Origin of the sequence: Burkholderia sp. SRS-W-2-2016, assembly GCF_001931485.1 — a bacterium.
Taxonomy (GTDB): Bacteria; Pseudomonadota; Gammaproteobacteria; order Burkholderiales; family Burkholderiaceae; genus Paraburkholderia.
This window is the reverse complement of record NZ_MSDV01000003.1, coordinates 125,385-143,278: the sequence shown is the minus strand read 5'-3', so window position 1 is coordinate 143,278 and position 17,894 is coordinate 125,385. Positions and strand designations below refer to the sequence as shown.

The following is a 17,894-nucleotide window of genomic DNA, read 5'->3' as shown; positions in this document are numbered from 1 at the left end:
CGGAACACAACGCACCGCCGTCACCGCCATTCAGATCACTTGTCCGAGTTCGACGCCAGTTGTTCGTTCATCTCCGCGCGCGCTTCCTGCGCGGTGATCCCTTCGATCTGAACGCGGGCGGTGCCGCTGTGGCGCATGTCGAGCTTCGAGGCGGCAGCCATCGACAGATCGATCACCCGGCCGCGCGCGTACGGGCCGCGGTCGTTGATGCGCACGACCACCGAGCGCGAATTGGACGGATTGGTCACGCGCACATACGAGCCGAGCGGCAGCGTGCGGTGCGCGGCGGTCAGCGCGTGCATGTCGTAGCGCTCGCCGTTGGCGGTGCGGCGGCCGTGGAAGAAGCGGCCGTACCACGACGCGCGGCCGGTCTGACGGAAGTCCGACGCGTCGACGCCGTCGTCGGTGAGCGGCTTGGCATCGGCCAGCGGCGTGCTCGCGGCGCTCGGGCTCGAGGCCGGCGCGCTGCCGAACGACTGCGGGCCGAAGCTGGTCAGCCGGGCATTCTTGGTGGTGCGGATGGTGTCGGTCGCGGCCGTATCGGACGCGCCCGGCGGCGTGGCACAGCCGGCCAGGGCAAAAAAGGCAAAAACAGTCCCCAGACTGCGGGTTAGCCGAGTTTTCATAAGACGTGCAATCACATTGTCGAGCCGCGTCACCCGCGTAAAGCTGGGTATGTTGCTTGCGGCTCCGGCGGTAGGGACGACAACGCGCCGCGCTAACAAGCGCAGTACGTCAAAGCCCGGAGCGGCTCACTGAGCCGCTAACCGCACGGTTAATTTTCACGTCTGGCGCAACCTGTCCCCGGCAGCCTGACCAGACCCCACATGCCGCCAACTGAACGTGGCAATCACGTTCTTGTGCGCGCAACTCAGCGCACAGGAACGGCGGCGTAGGCCCCACCCAGCGTCACGGATTAGTTCCGTAGCAGGCGCGCGGCGCCTGGCTGGGCAAGACGTGTGCATCGAACGCATCGATACTGGATGGCCGTCGGCATCCCGACAGCCCTTACTTGAATGGCGAGCGGCGTACCCTTTTTGATGGGGACGCATCGCCTCGTGGCAGCACAATTTCTGTGCATGAGGCGCATTATACCCAAAAAACTTTTTCGGGATGGCGAGCGGCCCAATTCCTTGATTAATCTTCACATTTATCGCAAAAATGGGCGGACAACCAAGCCGCCGGCGAGCGTCCGCAACCCCCGTCGCACGGGCTCCGGCGACGACCGCGCGGCCGGTACAATCAACGTTTTTCCAGTTCGCGGTCCAGCCATGAAAGTCACCCTGATCCCCGTCACGCCGTTCCAGCAGAACTGCTCGCTGCTCGTTTGCGAGGTCACCGGACGTGCGGCCGTCGTCGATCCGGGCGGCGATCTCGAGCTGATCCAGCAGGAGATCGCGCGGCAGAACGTGACGGTCGAGAAGGTTTTTCTGACGCACGGCCACATCGATCACTGCGCGGGCGCGAAGACGCTGGCGACGCACTACGGCGTGCCGATCGAAGGCCCGCATCCGGACGAGCGCTTCTGGCTCGACAAGCTGCCGGACCAAAGCACGCGCTTCGGTTTTCCGGCCGCCGACGCGTTCGAGCCCGACCGCTGGCTCGATAACGGCGAAACCGTGCAGTTCGGCGACGAAACCCTCGAGGTCTACCACTGCCCCGGCCACACGCCGGGCCACGTGGTGTTCTTCAGCCGCGCGCACCGGCTCGCGCTGGTCGGCGACGTGCTGTTCGCCGGCTCGATCGGCCGCACCGATTTTCCGCGCGGCAATCACGCGGACCTGATCCGCTCGATCCGCGAAAAACTCTGGCCGCTCGGCAACGACGTCACGTTCGTGCCGGGCCACGGTCCGACCTCGACATTCGGCGCCGAGCGCCGCAGCAATCCGTACGTAGCCGATGGAGTGGGCGCATGAGCAGCGAAATCTATGTGAGCACCGACGTCGAAGCGGACGGTCCGATCCCCGGCCCGCATTCGATGCTCAGTTTCGCGTCCGCCGCGTACACCGAGGACAAGCAGCTGATCGCGACCTTCTCGGCGAATCTGGAAACGCTCGAAGGCGCGGCGCCGCATCCGGTCCAGGAAGCGTGGTGGAAAACCCAGCCGGAAGCGTGGGAGGCGTGCCGCAAGGATCTGCAGGCGCCGGCGGCGGCGCTGGCCGCCTATGTCGACTGGGTCGAGGCGTTGCCGGGCAAGCCGGTGTTCGTCGCGATGCCGGCCGGCTTCGACTTCACCTATATGTTCTGGTACATGATGCGGTTTGTCGGCCGCTGTCCGTTCTCGTGGTCGGCGCTCGACATCAAAACGCTCGCGTTCGCGATGACCGGCCTGCCGTATCGGAAGAACATCAAGCCGCGTTTTCCGAAGCACTGGTTCGACGAGCATCCGCACACGCACGTCGCGCTCGACGACGCGATCGAGCAAGGCGCGCTGTTCTGCAACATGCTGAAGGAGCTGCGCGCGAGCCGTCCGGAACAGCCCGTGGCGGATAAGGAAGATGGGGACGGCTCAGGGCGAAACGCCGCCCCGGACCCGGTAAAATAGGGCAATCTCGCTCGCGAGAGCCGTTTTACATTGCGTTTCGTTTTCGCGCCCTCTACCATGCGGTGATACGGCGACGCTAACGGAGGCGCAGTTGACACTCGATACGTTCTCTCAGAAGATCCTGCGCCTGCTTCAGCTCGACGCGCGCCGTTCGGTGCAGGAGATTTCCGACCAGGTCGGGCTGTCGAGCACACCGTGCTGGCGGCGTATCAAGGACATGGAACAGTCGGGCGTGATCCAGCGCTATACCGCGCTGCTCGATCGCGAAAAGCTCGGCTTACATGTTTGCGCGCTCGCGCACATTCATCTGACCCGCCACACCGAGGGCGGGGTCGAGCAGTTCGAACGGGAAATCGCCACCTGTCCGGAAGTGACCGAGTGCTACAGCACCACGGGCGAATCCGATTACATCCTCAAGATCGTCGCGCCCGACATCAAGGCGTACGACAGCTTCCTGCACGAACGCATCTTCAAGATTCCGGCCGTCGCGCAAGTGCGCACGAGCGTCGTGCTGCGCGAGATCAAATTCGATACGCAGTTGCCGTTGTGACGGGCGGCGCCGAAGGGCGCTAGCGCGGCCCTCATGCGCCCTCATTCAGCCCTCATTCAGCCCTCATGCGGCGTTCTGCGATTCGCTGTTTTTCGCCTGCCCGGCCGCAGTCGGCGCTTCCTTCTCCACAGCCCCGGCAACCGACGTGGCCGCCACGTCGCGTTGCAGCAGCACGTCGAGTTTGCGCGCGCCGAGACGACGCTTGAGCGCTTCCAGATCGACGCGGCCGAGCGACGGCGCGGCGCTTCCAGTTTCGCTTCCGGTTCCGGATATCAACGCGGCATCTCCGGCAACCGCCTCACCCACCCCGCCCGCCTCCGCCGCCGGCAAGATCACCTCGACATCGAGCCCGGTACTCAGGTAGTGCAGATTCACCGCCGTGGCCCGCAAGCCACTGCCGGCCAGTTCCGCATTCACTTCGGCAAGCACCCGCTCGCGCGGCGGCAGATCGACCGGCGGATGCGCGAGCGCATCGTTTTCCGGATCGACGTGAATCAACGCGTCGAGCACCCGGTTGTCGCTCAGCGCCCGCAGGCGCGCCGACTCGGCGATGTAATGCCCCTCCGACACCGAGATCAGCGGATCGACCAGAATATGCGCATCGACGAGCGCGAAGTCGCCCATCTTGCGCGTGCGCATCTCGTGCACGTCGCGCACGCCGGGCGTGGACAGCAGCAGTGCGCGCATGTCGGCGGCGGCGGATTCGTCGAGCGCGCGATCCGACAGGTCCTGTAGCGCGTCCCAGCCGAAGGTCCAGCCCATCCGCGCGACCATGAAGCCGACGATCGCCGCCGCGATCGGATCGAGCAGCCGCACGCCGGCGAGGCTGCCGATCACGCCGATGCTCACCACCAGCGACGACGCCGCGTCCGAACGCGCATGCCATGCATTGGCGATCAGCATCGCGGAGCGCACGCGCTTCGCTTCGCGCAGCATGTAGCGAAACAGCGCCTCCTTCGACACCAGCACGAGCAGCGCAACCGCGAGCGCGCTCGCATGGACCGCCGGCAGGCTTCGCAAAGTGGCGAGCCGCGTGCCGGCGCCCCACAACATGCCGACGCCGACCGAAATCAGTACGCCGCCCAGAAATAACGACGCCACCGTCTCATAACGGCTATGTCCGTAATTGTGATCGGCGTCGGGTTTTGCGCCGCTATGCCGATTGGCGAGCAGCACGACAAAATCGGAAAACAGATCGGCCAGCGAATGAACGCCGTCGGCAACCAGAGCCTGAGAGTGCGCGATCGTACCGACGCCGATTTGCAGTGTCATCAACACTGTATTGAGCGCAATACTGGTAAAGGTGCTTTTGCGCGCAACGCGCTGTTTCTCGACGGATTGGGCGATCGCGGCGGACGTCATGCTGGGAGCGGAGAACGGGAAAAAGAGAACAACTCAACGGAATGCGATTATTGTACGCGCCGACACTCGACACGCGTTCGGCATTCGCCGAAAAAATCCTTTTGGATCAGCCGCTTATCTGAACGACAAGCATTCTCGTTCGGGTTATCGGAAGCGCGCGGGCAACCTTTCGTCTCTTAAAAAGCAAAAAGCCGCGTCCTGCAAGGTGCGCGGCTTCATGTGCTCAGTCCGGAAATCCAGCGGCGTTATAAGCGCCGCTTCATTACCGGTAATCGTATTACTTGCTGCTGGCCGGAGGCATTACTTCCGACCACGGACATTACTTCTGGATCAAAAATTTATCGCGATCGAGGCCAGCGATCCAGCGCGGCGGTTTGCCGCGGCCCGACCACGTGCTGCCGCTTTCGGGATCGCGGTATTTCGGTGCGACGCCGGCACGCGGACGAGCGGCTGCTTTAGCGCCCTTCGGTGCGCGGCCCCCGCCGAGTTCACTCAGCGAAATGCCATAGTCGGCCATTTTCTGCTTGATCTCATTCAAGACTTCCGCGTATTCGCGCGACTTCGCTTCTTCAATCTGCTTTTCGAGCTTCTCGCGCTGCGCGAGCAGTTCCTTGTAAGAAGACATAGGTTCCCTTGTGGTATGGATAAATGACTGCCGATCTTTAGCCGACTTGCCTTTGAAGGTTTCTTGCCTCGGAATTTGACGGCGAGATTAACACAAAATAGAAAGACTGGAAAAGCGCAAATTCAAAATTAATTTAAATTCGTTTCAAAAAGTTTCCGCGCCGCGCCCCGCTGCGCCTGCCGCCTTTCAATTCGCTGATTTCGGATTTTGCTGAAAAATTTTCCCTGCGCTTCGGTATTTATACGATTAACTAGCAAAAAATGCGATTTGAGATACCGCTTCCACGAAAACATTTCATGCCGTGAAAACTTTTGTCTCGATAAGCATTCTGCGTTGAAACAGAAGCAGGGTGCCCGAAGCGCGCACCAGCGCGCTTTTCCGAAAATCGATAATGCTTAATTCGCGTGTCGGTCGATGCAAACTTCGAGCGCCGCATGCAATGTTTCGTGATCGGCGGCGACGCCATCGAATGCGCAACGCACACGCGCGCCCGCGCGTTGCAGATCGGCGCCATAGCGGTCGATGCCGATCAGTTCGGCGCCCCCGCCGCTGCCGGCACCACCGGCGGCGTTCAGGCGCGCACCGAATTCGTCGATCAACGCATCTTCCTCATCGGTATCCAGCGGCGGCAGCGGATCGAGTTCGGCGCCGTCGAGCCAGCCCATCGCACCGAAGCCGCCGATATAGCGCAGCCGTTCGAGCTCCATCGTCCAGAACGTGAAGTCGCCGAGCACCAGATAGCGCTCCGCGTCCGGGTGATAACGCAGATAGCGCCGCACGACCTGCGGGCTCGCCTCGACCGGCGCGAAGCGGCCGAGCAGCGTCACGCGCTGGCCGACCAGCACGTCGCCGTCGGGGGCATCAACTGCCAGAAAACCGGCGCGCGGATCCGCGACCAGATTGTGGGTGTGCTCGGCGAGGCGGCTGACGAGAATGGTCGGCTGATGGCGCGGGTCCGGCGCGAACGGCAGCACCGACGGATAAGGAAAGCCTTCTGGCTGACGCGCATGGGTCGCGAGCGTACCGACCGCGGCCGTGTGCAACAGATGCAGCGGAGCATGAGCGGGAATGTTCACGGCGGCGTACCTCGCGAGTCGGAGACGGGGGCATGCGCAGGATCGCGGCGCCCACGCTGAATCGTACGTGCCCGCGCCCGCCGCTCCAAGCATAAGCGCGTGTGCTTCGATAGAATCGGAAGCTTGCTTTCAACCCGCCTTCCATCGTCTTCCCGCCCTCTGCGCCCGAGACCTCCGTGCCCGACCAACACGCCTCCGAATTCGCCGTCCTGCCCGCCGCTCACCGCAACCTGTCCGACACCGAACGGCAGCGCGCGCGCTTCGCCACGATGGCGGTGTTTTTCATCGCCGGGATGATGTACGCATCGTGGGGCGTGCATGTGCCGACGGTGCGCGACCGCTTCCAGCTGAATCCGGCGATGTTGTCGTTCGCGCTGCTCGCGGTGGCCGGCGGCTCGATCGGCGCGATGGTGACCAACGCGTCGTGGATCGCGCGGGTCGGCACCCGGCGCGCGTGTCTGACCGGCGGGCTCGTGATGGCCGCCTGCGCGGCGCTGATCCTCGTCGTGCCCGCGTACTGGATGCTGCTGGTCGTGCTCGCGATCTTCGGCGCCGGCATGGCCACGCTCGATGTCGCGATGAACGCCGAAGCGAGCGCCGTCGAAAAAGCGGTCGGCAAGCCGATCATGTCGTCGCTGCATGGGATGTTCAGCCTCGGCGGGATGTTCGGCGCGGCGGTCGGCGGTGCGCTGCTGTCGCGCGGGATGGCGCCGGCGCTGCATCTGGCGCTGGCCGCGGCGGTCAGCGCGCTGGTGCTGGTGAGCGCGTGTCCGTCGGTGTTGCCGCACGTGCCGCATGCCGAGCATCCCGACGCGGCGACGCCGCGCGCGAGCCGCTGGCGCTCGCCGGCGCTGTGGGCGCTCGGCATGATGGCGCTGGTCGCGCTGATCGCCGAAGGGGCGATGTACGACTGGGCCACCGTCTATATGCGCGACGTCGTGCTCGCCACGCCCGCGCTGGCGAGTGCCGCGTATGCGGCGTTCTCGGGCGGCATGGCGCTCGCGCGCTTTGCCGGCGACGCGGTGCGGGCCCGTTTCGGCGCACCGCAACTGGTGATGATCAGCGCCGCGCTCGCCTGCGCGGGGATGGTCGACGCGCTGCTGCTGCCCAATCCGGTGGCCGCGCTCGCGGGCTTCGCGCTGATCGGCCTGGGGCTCGCGAACATGATGCCGGTGCTGTTCGCGGCGGCCGCGAGCGTGAAGGGCATCCACGCGGCCGAAGGGCTCGCGCACGTCGCGGGACTCGCGTATTTCGGGCTGCTGCTCGGACCGGTGATCATCGGCGCGGTCGCGCAGGTGACCAATCTGACGATCGGTCTGTCGGTCGTCGCGCTGTGTTCCGCGTCGATCGCGGTGGCCGGGCCGAAGGTGTTGCGGCGTTTGAAGATCTGACGCGAGCGCGCGCCGGCTATCGGTCGGCGCACGCGGGTGCGATACGAAAGCGGCTCGCTTACGTTACGTTACGCGCGGCCCCACGCGCGGCCGTGTTCCGCGACACATTCCTTTTCCGCGTCCTTGACGGCGTGGGCCATTCGCCATCAACACTTTGATTCATATGGGTTTTCTCTTGCCGCCCGGCTGCCCATAAAATTGGCATAGGCTTTGCAGTTAGCTCCCCTAGCAATTTCCATATTACGAGGGGAGCCCAACATGCATCGCACATTCAAACTGACAGCCGGCGCGCTGTGCCTGTCATCGATAATCGTCCTCACCGGTTGCGGCAGCACGCTGAAGCAACCGACCATCCCGAGCGGCGCGAACGGGGGGTCGAGCAGTGGTTCGAGCAGTGGGTCGAGCAGTGGGTCGAGCAGTGGGTCGAGCAGTGGGTCGAGCAGTGGGTCGAGCAGTGGCTCAAGCAGCGGTTCAAGCAGCGGCTCCAGCAGCGGCACCACCAGCGCCAACCCCGTCGGTGTCGTCGTGCAGAACACCGGCAACGTCGTCACCGCGACCGGCCAGACCGTGTCGGCGGTCGGCAGCCAGATCAGCTCGACGTCGATCCCCGGCACCAACGCCGCGACCACCGATGCGCTCGGCGGCGTCGTCACCAACCTCGGCAACGGCGTGACCGCGCTCGGCAGCGGCGTCGCGAACGGCCTCGGCCAGCTCGGCAATTCGACCGATCCGCTCGGCACTACCCTCTCCAGCAGCGGAAACCTCGTCGCCGACGCGGGCCAGGCGGTCAACAGCGCCGGCCAGCTGGTGACCAGCCTCGGCACCGGCTCGACCTCGGCGCTCAGCCCGCTGACGACGCCGCTCGGCAGCGTCGTGTCGACACTCGGCAACACGGTGACCACGGTCGGCACCGAACTCGGCACCGCGCTGTCGATCGGCCCGGTCCAGCAACTCACGCAGGGCGTCAGCACCGCGATCACGCCGATCACCGCGACGCTCGCGCAAACGACCCAGACCGTCGGCGACACGACCGGCCTCGGCGCGCCGCTGAACGGCCTGCTGTCGACGCTCGGTCACGGCCTCGACAGCGCCGGCAACAAGATCAGCAGCGCCACCGACAATCCGATCGGCCAGAACCTCGGCAACGTCGTCACGAAACTCGGCGACACGGTGACGTCCGCGGGCGGCCTGCTGACCGCCGGCGGCAGCAGCAGCGGCAATCCGCTGTCCGGCCTGACGGGCCTGCTGAATCCGGGCGGCGGCAGCGGCACGTCGAGCGACCCGCTCGCGTCGGTGACCAGCCTGCTGACCGCGCTGCCGAGCACGCTGAGCGGCGGCCTGACCGGCGGCAGCGGCACCAGCGGCAGCCCGCTCGCGCCGTTGACCAACGTGGTGTCGTCGCTGACCAGCACGCTCAGCGGCTCCGGCAGCAGCGGCGCGGGTAGCGCGTTGGCGCCGTTGACCAATGTGGTGTCGTCGCTGACCGGCACGCTCAGCGGCTCCGGCAGCAGCGGCGCGGGTAGCGCGTTGGCGCCGCTGACCAATGTGGTGTCGTCGCTGACCGGCACGCTTACCGGCTCCGGCAGCAGCGGCGCGGGTAGCGCGTTGGCGCCGCTGACCAATGTGGTGTCGTCGCTGACCGGCACGCTCAGCGGCTCCGGCAGCAGCGGCGCGGGTAGCGCGTTGGCGCCGCTGACCAATGTCGTCACGACGGTGACCGGCACGCTCACCAGCGCACTGAGCGGCGCGACTTCGGGCAGCGGCGGCAGCAGCAATCCGCTCGCCCCGGTGACGGCGGCGGTGACGTCGCTGACCGGCGCGCTCGGCTCGGCGACCGGCAGCAGCTCGGGTAGCGGCAGCACGAGCGGCGCGAGCAGTGCGCTCGCGCCGGTCACCACGCTGTTGACCACGGTCACGAGCACGCTGACGACAACCGTCGGCGGCGTCGCGAGTACCGCCAGCGGCAGCACCGGCAGCAGCTCCGGCGGCGGCCTGCTGAGCGGCCTCACCAACCTCACGGCGAAGAAGTGATCAACAAGAAGAACGACAGCATATAAAGGCGCGGCAGAAATAAGCGCCATAGGGAGGGTGGCGAGCCGGGCAACCGGCTCGCCATTTTTTTATGTCGCGCCGCTTGGCGCAATTGGTGCAATTGGCGCAATTGGCGCAATTGGCGCGAGTGGCTGCCGCGCGCGACTCTCGACAATCGCCGCGCAATAGCGCCGCACTAAATCGCGCCCAGCAGATCCCGAAACATAGTTCGGGATCCATAGCGTAGCGACCGACAGAAAACCGGCAACGCGTAGGAAACCTGAGAAAAATAAAAAAGGCACGCAAGCCTCGCGGCCCGCGTGCCTTCAACCAGCGAAACGAAGGACGGCTAAGCGCCTTCGCTCATACCGGATTTACATCTTCACGACGTCGAGCAGCGTCTTCTTGCCCGACTTGTAGTTGTACAGCGAGATCACGCCGTGTTGCAGATCGCCCTTCGCGTCGAAGGTCGTTTCGCCGATCACGCCCTTGTAGTCGGTCGCCGGCATCGCCGCGAGGATCTTCGCCGGATCGGTCGAGTTCGAGCGCTTCATCGCGTCGACGATGATGTACACCGCGTCATACGTGAACGGCGCGTAAATCTGGATCGGCTGACCGAAGCGCTTCTCGTACTTGGTTTCGAACGCCTTGCCGCCCGCCATCTTCTCGAGCGCCATGCCGGCTTCCGAGCAGACGATGTTGTCGGTTGCGTCGCCGGCGAGATCCGACAGCTTGTCGGTACAGACGCCGTCGCCCGCCAGCACCTTCGCGCGCAGGCCGAGCTGCTTCGCCTGCTTCGCGAACGGGCCGCCGGTTGCGTCCATGCCGCCGTACATGATCGCGTCCGGATTTTCACCCTTGATCTTGGTCAGAATCGCGCGGAAGTCGACCGCCTTGTCGTTGGTCGCGTCGTGCGAAACGACCTTCAGGCCGAGCGATTTCGCGGTCTTTTCGAATTCGTTCGCGAGGCCCTGGCCGTACGCGGTCGAGTCGTCGACGATCGCCACCGACTTGATCTTCAGATCCTTGGCCGCGTAGTTCGCGAGTGCCGGACCTTGCTGAGCGTCGGTCGCGACGACGCGGTACGTCGTCTTGAAGCCTTGCTGCGTATAAGCCGGATTCGTCGCCGACGGCGAGATCTGCACGATGCCCGCATCGCTATAGATCTTCGATGCCGGAATCGAGGTGCCCGAATTCAGGTGGCCGACCACGGCGACGACCTTGTCGTCGACGAGCTTCTGCGCAACCTGCGTGGCCGTGCGGGGGTCGGCCGCGTCGTCCTGTGCGTCGAGTTGCAGCGTGACCTTCTGACCGCCGATCGTCAGACCCTTCGCGTTGATTTCCTCGACGGCGAGGCGCGCGCCGTTTTCGTTGTCCTTACCCAGGTGAGCGATACCGCCAGTCAACGGCGCAACGTGACCGATCTTGACGACCGTGTCGGCAGCGGCCGATGTTGCCAACGTCGCGAACAGCATCGCCGCGGCGCTGATCGGCAACAGCTTTTGAATTTTGATGTTCATGTAAGTCTCCAGTTTCGGTCAAAACAACGTAATCGCCCTGTGCCCCGCTTCCCAAACTCGTGTCGTTCAGTCCCGTGGACGACCACGCCGGTTGCATCGTTCATGCACTTGGCCCGCACGTTTGCCGAACCGTTTGTGGCGATTGGCAACCCGTACTTGCGCGCAAGTGTAGGTGATCAAATTAATTTGGGGGAGTTTTTTGAGAAAGTGGGAACAACACTAATAGCGTTGTTCCCATGTGAGTCGCTCACGGGGTCGGCGAGTGGGCCGGAAAGCCACGCCTGGTGCGGGTTTCCGCTAATTGATGTGTTTCACCGCAAGCACGGATTCAGAGTTTTTCAGGCTTGAAGCGCGCGCGATTCGAAGGTTTTTTCAACTCGAAAATGTGGCGCGCCGCACAGCTTTGTGAGCATGCCGAAAAAGATTAAATCAAACTTAAATCCACACTCTTCTCATTGCTTCAATGCGGCGTTGCGCACACGCGGGTTTTCCATAACTCAAGAATTGCGCGCTCCCGCCGGCCCGGAAATGCGGCGCCGGCAACATACGTGGCAGTCCCAACTATGCGGATGCCGCACATCCACAACCGGTTCGATCCCCGTCAGCCGATAGCACTCCGAACGTAACGCCGACAATCGCCACGCGCAGTGGCAAACGCGTCGCGCGCACGCCGTCACAAAACTGTCTTGATTCACGCCCGATTCTGTTCCGGCGCGCCGCCGTCGATCGTGCGTTCAACTGCCGTTTCGATGCGCGCGCAAACGTATCCGTCATCGGTTGGCGCCATGTTTTCCGCGCAATGCCGGGAGCTTTTCACCCGCGCTTGCGATCGCGCCAACCGCAGCCGCAGATGTCGTCACAGAGAAAAGAATGCGCGGCCTTTTTTCAATCGCCTTACGAAAACCCGATCGCGCGATGCATGGCGCAAGGCCCCGCCCAGCCTTACTGCAAGCGGGTTCTTTTGATGGCAAACTAACCGCCCGCTTCAGGGGCCTCGGGCCTCTGGCGTTTCGTACACACCGACCTCGCGCGGCGCTCGCGCGAGTCTATGGAGAACAGCATGAGCACGACTTCCCGATGGATCGACATCCCCGCCGGCGACGACAGTTTCGGCGGCTACCTCGCGCTGCCGAAGGGCGGTAAGGGCCCGGCGGTCATCATCATTCAGGAAATCTTCGGCGTGAACAGCCATATCCGCTCGGTCGCGGATCAGTACGCGGCGGACGGCTATGTCGCGCTCGCGCCGGATGTGTTCTGGCGCGTGCAGCCGCGCGTCGAATTGACGTATGACGGCAAGGACCGCGAAAAAGGCATCGAACTGATGCAGAAGACCAAGCTCGACGACGCGGTCGCCGACATCGGCTCGGCCGCCGCCGCGTTGCGCGCGCTGCCGGAAGTGACCGGCAAGGTCGCGGCGATCGGCTACTGCTTCGGCGGCCGGCTCGCGTATCTCGCCGCGGCGGCCGGTTCGGTCGACGCCGCGATCGCCTACTACGGCGGCGGCATCCACACGCATCTGGACAAGGCCGCGGACGTGAAGGTGCCGATCCAGTTCCACTACGGCGAACTCGACGCGCACATTCCGATGTCGGACATCGGCCAGATTCAGGAACGCTTCGCCGGCCGCGCGGACGCGCAGTTCAACATCTACCCGAACGCCGACCACGGCTTCAACTGCTCGGAGCGCGCGTCGTACAACCAGCACGCTTCCGCGTTGGCGCATGGCCGCACGCTGACGTTCCTCGGCGAGCGGATGTAATTCACGGGCGCCGCGGCGCGGCCTGCGCTAGCCGCCGCAATTCAGGTACGCTCCGAAAGACGGTGTGTCGGCGACGCACCGTCTTTTTTCATTCGCGGCGCCGGACCCGCGCGACGGCCAGCCCGGCAGCCAAACCGACATCGACCGCGAGGGCCCTTTAGCCGTGCAATCAGACTATCTCGCTCATGACGCCATCGGCCTTGCCGAACTCGTGCGCACGCGCCAGGTCAGCGCGCGCGAATTGATCGACGCGGCAATCTCGCGCACCGAAGCGGTCAACCCCGCGATCAACGCGGTGGTATTGAAGGATTACGACGCGGCCCGCCAGCGTGCATCGCGCGCCGACGCCGCCCGCGCGAACGACGCCGACAGCGCGCAAGATGCGAATCGCCCGAACGACGCGAATGGTGCGAATGGTGCGACTGGCGTGAACGGTGTGGACGGAATGAACGCCGCCAGCGCGAGTGGCAGCGAGGCCGCCGACACACTCCCCACCCACGCCGCACTCGCCGGCGTGCCGTTCATGATCAAGGATCTGTCGCCGGTCGCCGGCCTGCGAATGGCGATGGGCAGCCGCCACTACCGCCATTTCATTCCAGGCCAGGACGCGCCGGTCGTCGCGCTCGCCAGAGCGGCCGGCCTGAACATCTTCGCGAAGACCAGCACCTCCGAGCTCGGCCAGATGCCTTATACGGAGACCGAACTATTCGGCCCGTGCCGCAATCCGTGGAATCTCGATCACACGCCCGGCGGCTCCAGCGGCGGCGCCGCGGCGGCGGTCGCGGCCGGCATCGTGCCGCTCGCGCACGCGTCGGACGGCGGCGGCTCGATCCGCATTCCGGCGTCGTGCTGCGGACTGTTCGGCCTGAAACCGTCGCGCGGCCGCGTACCGCGCGCGAGTGAGCCCGGCCCGGGCGAGCTCGGCGTCGACCTCGCGATTTCGCGCAGCGTGCGCGACAGCGCGCTGCTGCTCGATCTGCTGTCGGGCAATGCGGAGCGCGCCACCGGCGCGCCCGGCACGTTCCTCGGCGCAAGCCGCGAGCCGTGCAAACCGCTGACGGTCGCGTACGTGACCGAGCCGATGCTCGCGCCGTCGTTATCGGCCGATGCGCGCGCCGCGCTCGACGACGCCGCGCAGCTCGCGGCATCGCTCGGCCATCGGGTCGAACCGGTGTCGCTCGGCATCGATTTCGCGGCGGTCCGTCACGCGTTTCTGACGCTGTGGTCGGTGAGCGCCGAAGACCTGGTGCTGAACGCGGAGCGCATCACCGGTCACAAACCGCAGCGCAACGAGTTCGAAATTTCGACGTGGACGATGGCGCACGTCGGCCGCAAGCTCGGCGAACAGGGTTTGCCGGCCGCGCTCGAAGAACAGCGCCGCATCACCGAACGCCTGACCGATCTGCTGAACCGCTACGACGTGCTGCTGTGCGCGACGCTCGCGGCCGCGCCGATCAAGATCGGCGAAATGCACCCCACCTCGCTGGAGCGCGCGCAGATGCGCGCGGTCACGACGATGCCGCTCGAAGCGCTGATGAAAAAACTGCTGCACGAAACGTCGAACAAGGCGTTCGCGTGGGCCGGCTGCACGGAACTGTTCAACCTGAGCGGGCAGCCGGCGATGTCGGTGCCGCTGTACTGGAACGCGCGCGGACTGCCGATCGGCGTGCAGTTCGCGGCGCGCGTCGGCGGCGAGGCGACGCTGTTCAGACTCGCCGCGCAACTCGAAGCGGCGCGGCCGTGGTTCGACCGGCGGCCGCCGTTGTTGAACGCGCAGCGTTAGAAACAAACACGCTGTCGTCAGCCAAACGGAAACGCAAAGAAAACTCAAGCCGGCTTGCGCTGCGCATCCAGATCGACATGCCGCTGCCCCGGAATACAAGCGACCGCGACAATCGACAGCGCGAGTCCCGCCATCACGTACCACACCGGCGCGAGCGGCGAGCCGGTGGTCTTGATCAGCCACGTGACGGCGAACGGCCCGAAGCCGCCGAACACCATCACCGCGACGTTATAAGCGAGCGACAAACCGGTCGAGCGCACATTGGCCGGAAACAGCTCCGCGATCAACGCGCCGAACGGACCGTAGTAGCCCGATAGCGTGATCGACAGCACCGCCTGCACGAGCACCAGCTTCGACACGCTCGGCTCGGCCGCGAGCCACGCGAACAGCGGGTAGATCAGCACGAAGGTCAGCACCAGCGACCACAGCGACAACCCCTTGCGGCCGATCCGGTCCGACCACGCACCGGTCAGTGGCGACAGCACGGTCAACAGCAGATTGCCGACGATCACCGCATAGAACGACTGCGCGAACGGCAGCTTCAGCTGCTTGACCGCGAAGGTCGGCAGATAGGTGATCAGCACATAGATCGTCACGGTCAGCGCGATCACCGCGCCCAGGCCGCACAGCACGTTGCGGCTATGGCTCGCGAACACTTCGCGCAGCGTCGCGCGCGGCGCGTTCTTTTGCGCGAGCAGAAAGACTTCGGAATCGCGCAGATGGCGGCGAATATAAAAGCCGACCGGCCCGATGATCAAACCGATGATGAACGGCACGCGCCAGCCCCACGACTTCAGCGCATCGGGCGACAAACCGCGCGTAATCAACGCGCCGACCACCGCGCCGAGCAGCAGCGCCGCGGCCTGACTCGCCATCTGCCAGCTGCCGTAAAAGCCGCGCTTCGAGAACGGCGCCGCCTCGATCAGCAACGCGGTCGAACTGCCGAACTCGCCGCCGGCGGAAAAGCCCTGCAACAGACGCCCGAGCACGACGATCAACGGCGCCGCGATGCCGATCGCCGAATACGGCGGCGCCAGTGCGAGCAGCAAAATGCCGAGCGTCATCAACGCGATCACCAGCGACAGCGCCGCCTTGCGGCCGGCGCGATCCGCGTAGAGTCCGAGCACGATGCCGCCGATCGGCCGCATCACGAACGCGACGCCGAAGGTTGCGGTAGTCAGGAGAATTGACGAATAGTCGCTGGCGGACGGAAAGAACAGCTGGGCGATCACCACCGTCAGAAAACCGAATACGGTGAAGTCGTACCATTCGAGCGCGTTGCCGATCACCGCCGCGACGACTGCGCGGGTATTGAGGCTCCTCGACGCGGGTGCCATGCGAACTCTCCGCCTGCGAAAAAGTGTCCCCAGGTCAGCGAAACCGGTTGCCGTTTCGAACGCGGATGGAGATGCGTCGAACGCCGCTGCCCTTGTCGATGCGCGAGAAAAGTCGCGCCGGTGCAAGCAATCGCCTTGGAGTGTAAAGAGGGGCTAAACGGTTTTCAAGCCGTTTTAAACCGTTCGCAGACATCGGGGACCAGCATCCGGTATGCCTGCCGCGCGCGGCGGCAGGCGCACGGAAACTTCGCAGTCCGAAGCCGCGCCGCATGTTGCGGCGCATCCCGGATTGGCCTGTCCGTGCATCGAACGACGACGGCTTCAGGCCTTCTTGTTATATGCGCTGCACCAACCCTTGGCCGCGACCTGCTTGCCGGCGAACATCGGGCAACCGCCGTAGGCGTCGCCCGCCTTGCCCTGGAAGAAGCTGCAGTTGCCGCAGTCCTGGCCCGCCGCGAATTTGGCGAACTTGGCCTTGTCGACCTTGCTGGCGTCCTCGCGGTAGCCTAGCGCCTGCGCGGTCGGATCGGATTCGGAGACTTTCGGCGCATCGGCGAACGCCTGGCGCGACAGCGCGAGCGTCGAGGCCACACCGATACTGGTGATCAAAAACGTACGACGGGAAGATCTCATGGGGACTCACTCCATTTATATGGAAACAACGCCGTTCTGATGACAGCGTTCGCCAAGCATAGCAATGAAGCAGCCCGGCGTGAGGGTCCAATGATGGAGATAAGCGCGGCGGTAGGAGCGCGGGTCCGGCCCGCGCCGCTCTGCCGGACCTGCTCCTGAAGCTCGAAATCAGGCGTGCCCGCTCAGTTCGCAGACGCGCTGCGCGATCGCCAGCGACGCGGTCAAACCGGGCGACTCGATCCCGAACAGATTGACGAGCCCGCGCACGCCATGCGCGGCCGGCCCCTGGATCACGAAGTCGGCGGCGCTCTCGCCGGGGCCGGACAGCTTCGGACGAATCCCCGCATACGCGGGCTGCAATGCGTCGTCGGGCAACGCCGGCCAATACGCGCGAATCGCCGCGTAGAACGACTCCGCGCGACGCGGATCGACGTCGTAATTGATCGAGTCGACCCACTCGACGTCCGGACCGAAACGCGCCTGGCCGCCGAGGTCGATCGTCAGATGCACGCCGAGGCCGGCTTCGTTCGGCATCGGATAGATCAGCCGGCTGAACGGCGCGCGGCCCGAGATGCTGAAGTAGTTGCCGCGTGCGAAATACAGCGGCGGCACGTGACGCGCATCGAGCCCGCGAATCTTGCGCGCCAGCGCGTTCGCATACAGGCCCGCGCTATTGATCACGCAGGCCGCGCTGATCGTGGTCGGCGCCGCGCCGCCGACCGCGATCGTGAAGCGGCCGTTGCGCGCCTCGATCGCCTCGACCGGCGCATGAAATGCGCACACCGCGCCGTCGCGCTCGGCATCGCCCTGCAACGCGAGCATCAGCTGATGACTATCGACAATCCCGGTTTGCGGCGAGAACACCGCCTCCACACATTCGAGCGCCGGTTCGAGCGCCTGCGCCTGATCGCCGGTGATACGCATCAGGTCGAGCACGCCGTTGTCGCGTCCCTTCGCGATGATGCTTTCGAGCTGCGGAATCTGGTTACGCGCGGTCGCGACCAGCAGCTTGCCGCAGCGCGAATGCGGGACGTTGCGCTCGACACAGTAGTCGTACAGCATTTCGCGGCCGCGCACGCACAGCGTCGCCTTCAGCGAGCCGCGCGGATAGTACAGGCCCGCGTGAATCACTTCGCTGTTGCGCGAGCTGGTGCCCACCCCGATTGCCTCGGCGGCCTCCAGCACGATCACCTCGCGCCCGCGCGCCGCCAACGCACGCGCCGTCGCGAGGCCGATCACGCCGGCGCCGATCACTACACATTCGATCTGATCCATATCCGTT

At 65.0% G+C, this 17,894-nt stretch carries 14 protein-coding genes and 1 pseudogene; 7 read left to right on the top strand and 8 right to left on the bottom strand.

The genetic code is table 11. From position 1 onward, the window contains the following. Positions 1-35: 35 nt before the first annotated feature. Positions 36-626 (bottom strand): septal ring lytic transglycosylase RlpA family protein, encoded by a 591-nt coding sequence (locus BTH42_RS01195; RefSeq protein WP_075294901.1) that lies wholly within the window; start codon positions 624-626, stop codon positions 36-38. A gap of 645 nt (positions 627-1,271) precedes the next feature. On the opposite strand from BTH42_RS01195, the gene BTH42_RS01190 reads away from it, so the two are divergent. The 3 genes from BTH42_RS01190 to BTH42_RS01180 all read left to right on the top strand — a co-directional run bounded on the left by BTH42_RS01190 (position 1,272) and on the right by BTH42_RS01180 (position 3,095). Next, positions 1,272-1,916, top strand: a complete 645-nt coding sequence (locus BTH42_RS01190; RefSeq protein ID WP_075294899.1) for an MBL fold metallo-hydrolase — start codon at positions 1,272-1,274, stop codon at positions 1,914-1,916. Continuing rightward, positions 1,913-2,545 carry an exonuclease gene (locus BTH42_RS01185; RefSeq protein WP_075294897.1) on the top strand — a complete coding sequence of 211 codons (633 nt, stop codon included), beginning with the start codon at positions 1,913-1,915 and terminating at the stop codon, positions 2,543-2,545. Before BTH42_RS01190 ends, BTH42_RS01185 begins: the two co-directional genes overlap by 4 nt. A 91-nt stretch (positions 2,546-2,636) precedes the next feature. Then, positions 2,637-3,095, top strand: coding sequence for an Lrp/AsnC family transcriptional regulator (locus BTH42_RS01180; RefSeq protein ID WP_012431468.1), 459 nt, complete (start codon positions 2,637-2,639; stop codon positions 3,093-3,095). A 63-nt stretch (positions 3,096-3,158) separates the two neighbouring features. Here the strand turns inward: BTH42_RS01180 and BTH42_RS01175 are convergent, their stop codons facing one another. The 3 genes from BTH42_RS01175 to BTH42_RS01165 all read right to left on the bottom strand — a co-directional run bounded on the left by BTH42_RS01175 (position 3,159) and on the right by BTH42_RS01165 (position 6,158). Beyond that, on the bottom strand, positions 3,159-4,457 hold the full coding sequence (locus tag BTH42_RS01175) for a cation diffusion facilitator family transporter (RefSeq protein ID WP_075294895.1): 1,299 nt from the start codon (positions 4,455-4,457) through the stop codon (positions 3,159-3,161). 319 nt (positions 4,458-4,776) lie between these two features. Continuing rightward, positions 4,777-5,082 carry an H-NS family nucleoid-associated regulatory protein gene (locus BTH42_RS01170; protein ID WP_075294893.1) on the bottom strand — a complete coding sequence of 102 codons (306 nt, stop codon included), beginning with the start codon at positions 5,080-5,082 and terminating at the stop codon, positions 4,777-4,779. A gap of 395 nt (positions 5,083-5,477) precedes the next feature. Further along, positions 5,478-6,158, bottom strand: coding sequence for a HugZ family protein (locus BTH42_RS01165; RefSeq protein WP_075294892.1), 681 nt, complete (start codon positions 6,156-6,158; stop codon positions 5,478-5,480). A gap of 176 nt (positions 6,159-6,334) precedes the next feature. On the opposite strand from BTH42_RS01165, the gene BTH42_RS01160 reads away from it, so the two are divergent. Beyond that, the gene (locus tag BTH42_RS01160; RefSeq protein ID WP_075294891.1) at positions 6,335-7,549 is read left to right on the top strand and encodes an MFS transporter; all 1,215 of its coding nucleotides are present in this window, start codon (positions 6,335-6,337) and stop codon (positions 7,547-7,549) included. A gap of 258 nt (positions 7,550-7,807) precedes the next feature. Continuing rightward, positions 7,808-9,229 (top strand): annotated as a pseudogene (locus tag BTH42_RS01155) (collagen-like triple helix repeat-containing protein); the annotation flags it as partial. A 725-nt stretch (positions 9,230-9,954) separates the two neighbouring features. Here BTH42_RS01155 and BTH42_RS01150 read toward each other — a convergent pair. Further along, positions 9,955-11,100, bottom strand: a complete 1,146-nt coding sequence (locus BTH42_RS01150; protein ID WP_075294889.1) for a branched-chain amino acid ABC transporter substrate-binding protein — start codon at positions 11,098-11,100, stop codon at positions 9,955-9,957. A 1,060-nt stretch (positions 11,101-12,160) separates the two neighbouring features. Here BTH42_RS01150 and BTH42_RS01145 point away from each other — a divergent pair. Together BTH42_RS01145 and BTH42_RS01140 are read left to right on the top strand one after the other, a co-directional pair. Continuing rightward, positions 12,161-12,859, top strand: a complete 699-nt coding sequence (locus tag BTH42_RS01145) for a dienelactone hydrolase family protein (protein WP_075294888.1) — start codon at positions 12,161-12,163, stop codon at positions 12,857-12,859. A gap of 163 nt (positions 12,860-13,022) precedes the next feature. Further along, a complete protein-coding gene (locus tag BTH42_RS01140) occupies positions 13,023-14,642 on the top strand; it encodes an amidase (protein ID WP_083654640.1) in 1,620 nt (539 codons plus the stop codon). A gap of 44 nt (positions 14,643-14,686) precedes the next feature. On the opposite strand, the gene BTH42_RS01135 is transcribed toward BTH42_RS01140, so the two are convergent. The 3 genes from BTH42_RS01135 to BTH42_RS01125 form a co-directional block, all read right to left on the bottom strand. Beyond that, a complete protein-coding gene (locus BTH42_RS01135) occupies positions 14,687-15,979 on the bottom strand; it encodes an MFS transporter (RefSeq protein WP_075294887.1) in 1,293 nt (430 codons plus the stop codon). A gap of 321 nt (positions 15,980-16,300) precedes the next feature. Then, on the bottom strand, positions 16,301-16,612 hold the full coding sequence (locus BTH42_RS01130; RefSeq protein WP_075294886.1) for a high-potential iron-sulfur protein: 312 nt from the start codon (positions 16,610-16,612) through the stop codon (positions 16,301-16,303). A 168-nt stretch (positions 16,613-16,780) separates the two neighbouring features. Beyond that, entirely contained in the window at positions 16,781-17,887 is a 1,107-nt protein-coding gene (locus BTH42_RS01125; RefSeq protein WP_075294885.1) for an NAD(P)/FAD-dependent oxidoreductase, read from the bottom strand. Positions 17,888-17,894 lie beyond the last annotated feature (7 nt).

What these genes read in the sequence shown, in the direction of transcription:
- BTH42_RS01145 (WP_075294888.1), top strand. Translation starts at nt 12,161, where the DNA reads ATGAGCACGACTTCCCGATGGATCGACATCCCCGCCGGCGACGACAGT.
- BTH42_RS01130 (WP_075294886.1), bottom strand. Translation starts at nt 16,612, where the DNA reads ATGAGATCTTCCCGTCGTACGTTTTTGATCACCAGTATCGGTGTGGCC.
- BTH42_RS01150 (WP_075294889.1), bottom strand. Translation starts at nt 11,100, where the DNA reads ATGAACATCAAAATTCAAAAGCTGTTGCCGATCAGCGCCGCGGCGATG.
- BTH42_RS01175 (WP_075294895.1), bottom strand. Translation starts at nt 4,457, where the DNA reads ATGACGTCCGCCGCGATCGCCCAATCCGTCGAGAAACAGCGCGTTGCG.
- BTH42_RS01135 (WP_075294887.1), bottom strand. Translation starts at nt 15,979, where the DNA reads ATGGCACCCGCGTCGAGGAGCCTCAATACCCGCGCAGTCGTCGCGGCG.
- BTH42_RS01195 (WP_075294901.1), bottom strand. Translation starts at nt 626, where the DNA reads ATGAAAACTCGGCTAACCCGCAGTCTGGGGACTGTTTTTGCCTTTTTT.
- BTH42_RS01125 (WP_075294885.1), bottom strand. Translation starts at nt 17,887, where the DNA reads ATGGATCAGATCGAATGTGTAGTGATCGGCGCCGGCGTGATCGGCCTC.
- BTH42_RS01190 (WP_075294899.1), top strand. Translation starts at nt 1,272, where the DNA reads ATGAAAGTCACCCTGATCCCCGTCACGCCGTTCCAGCAGAACTGCTCG.
- BTH42_RS01185 (WP_075294897.1), top strand. Translation starts at nt 1,913, where the DNA reads ATGAGCAGCGAAATCTATGTGAGCACCGACGTCGAAGCGGACGGTCCG.
- BTH42_RS01170 (WP_075294893.1), bottom strand. Translation starts at nt 5,082, where the DNA reads ATGTCTTCTTACAAGGAACTGCTCGCGCAGCGCGAGAAGCTCGAAAAG.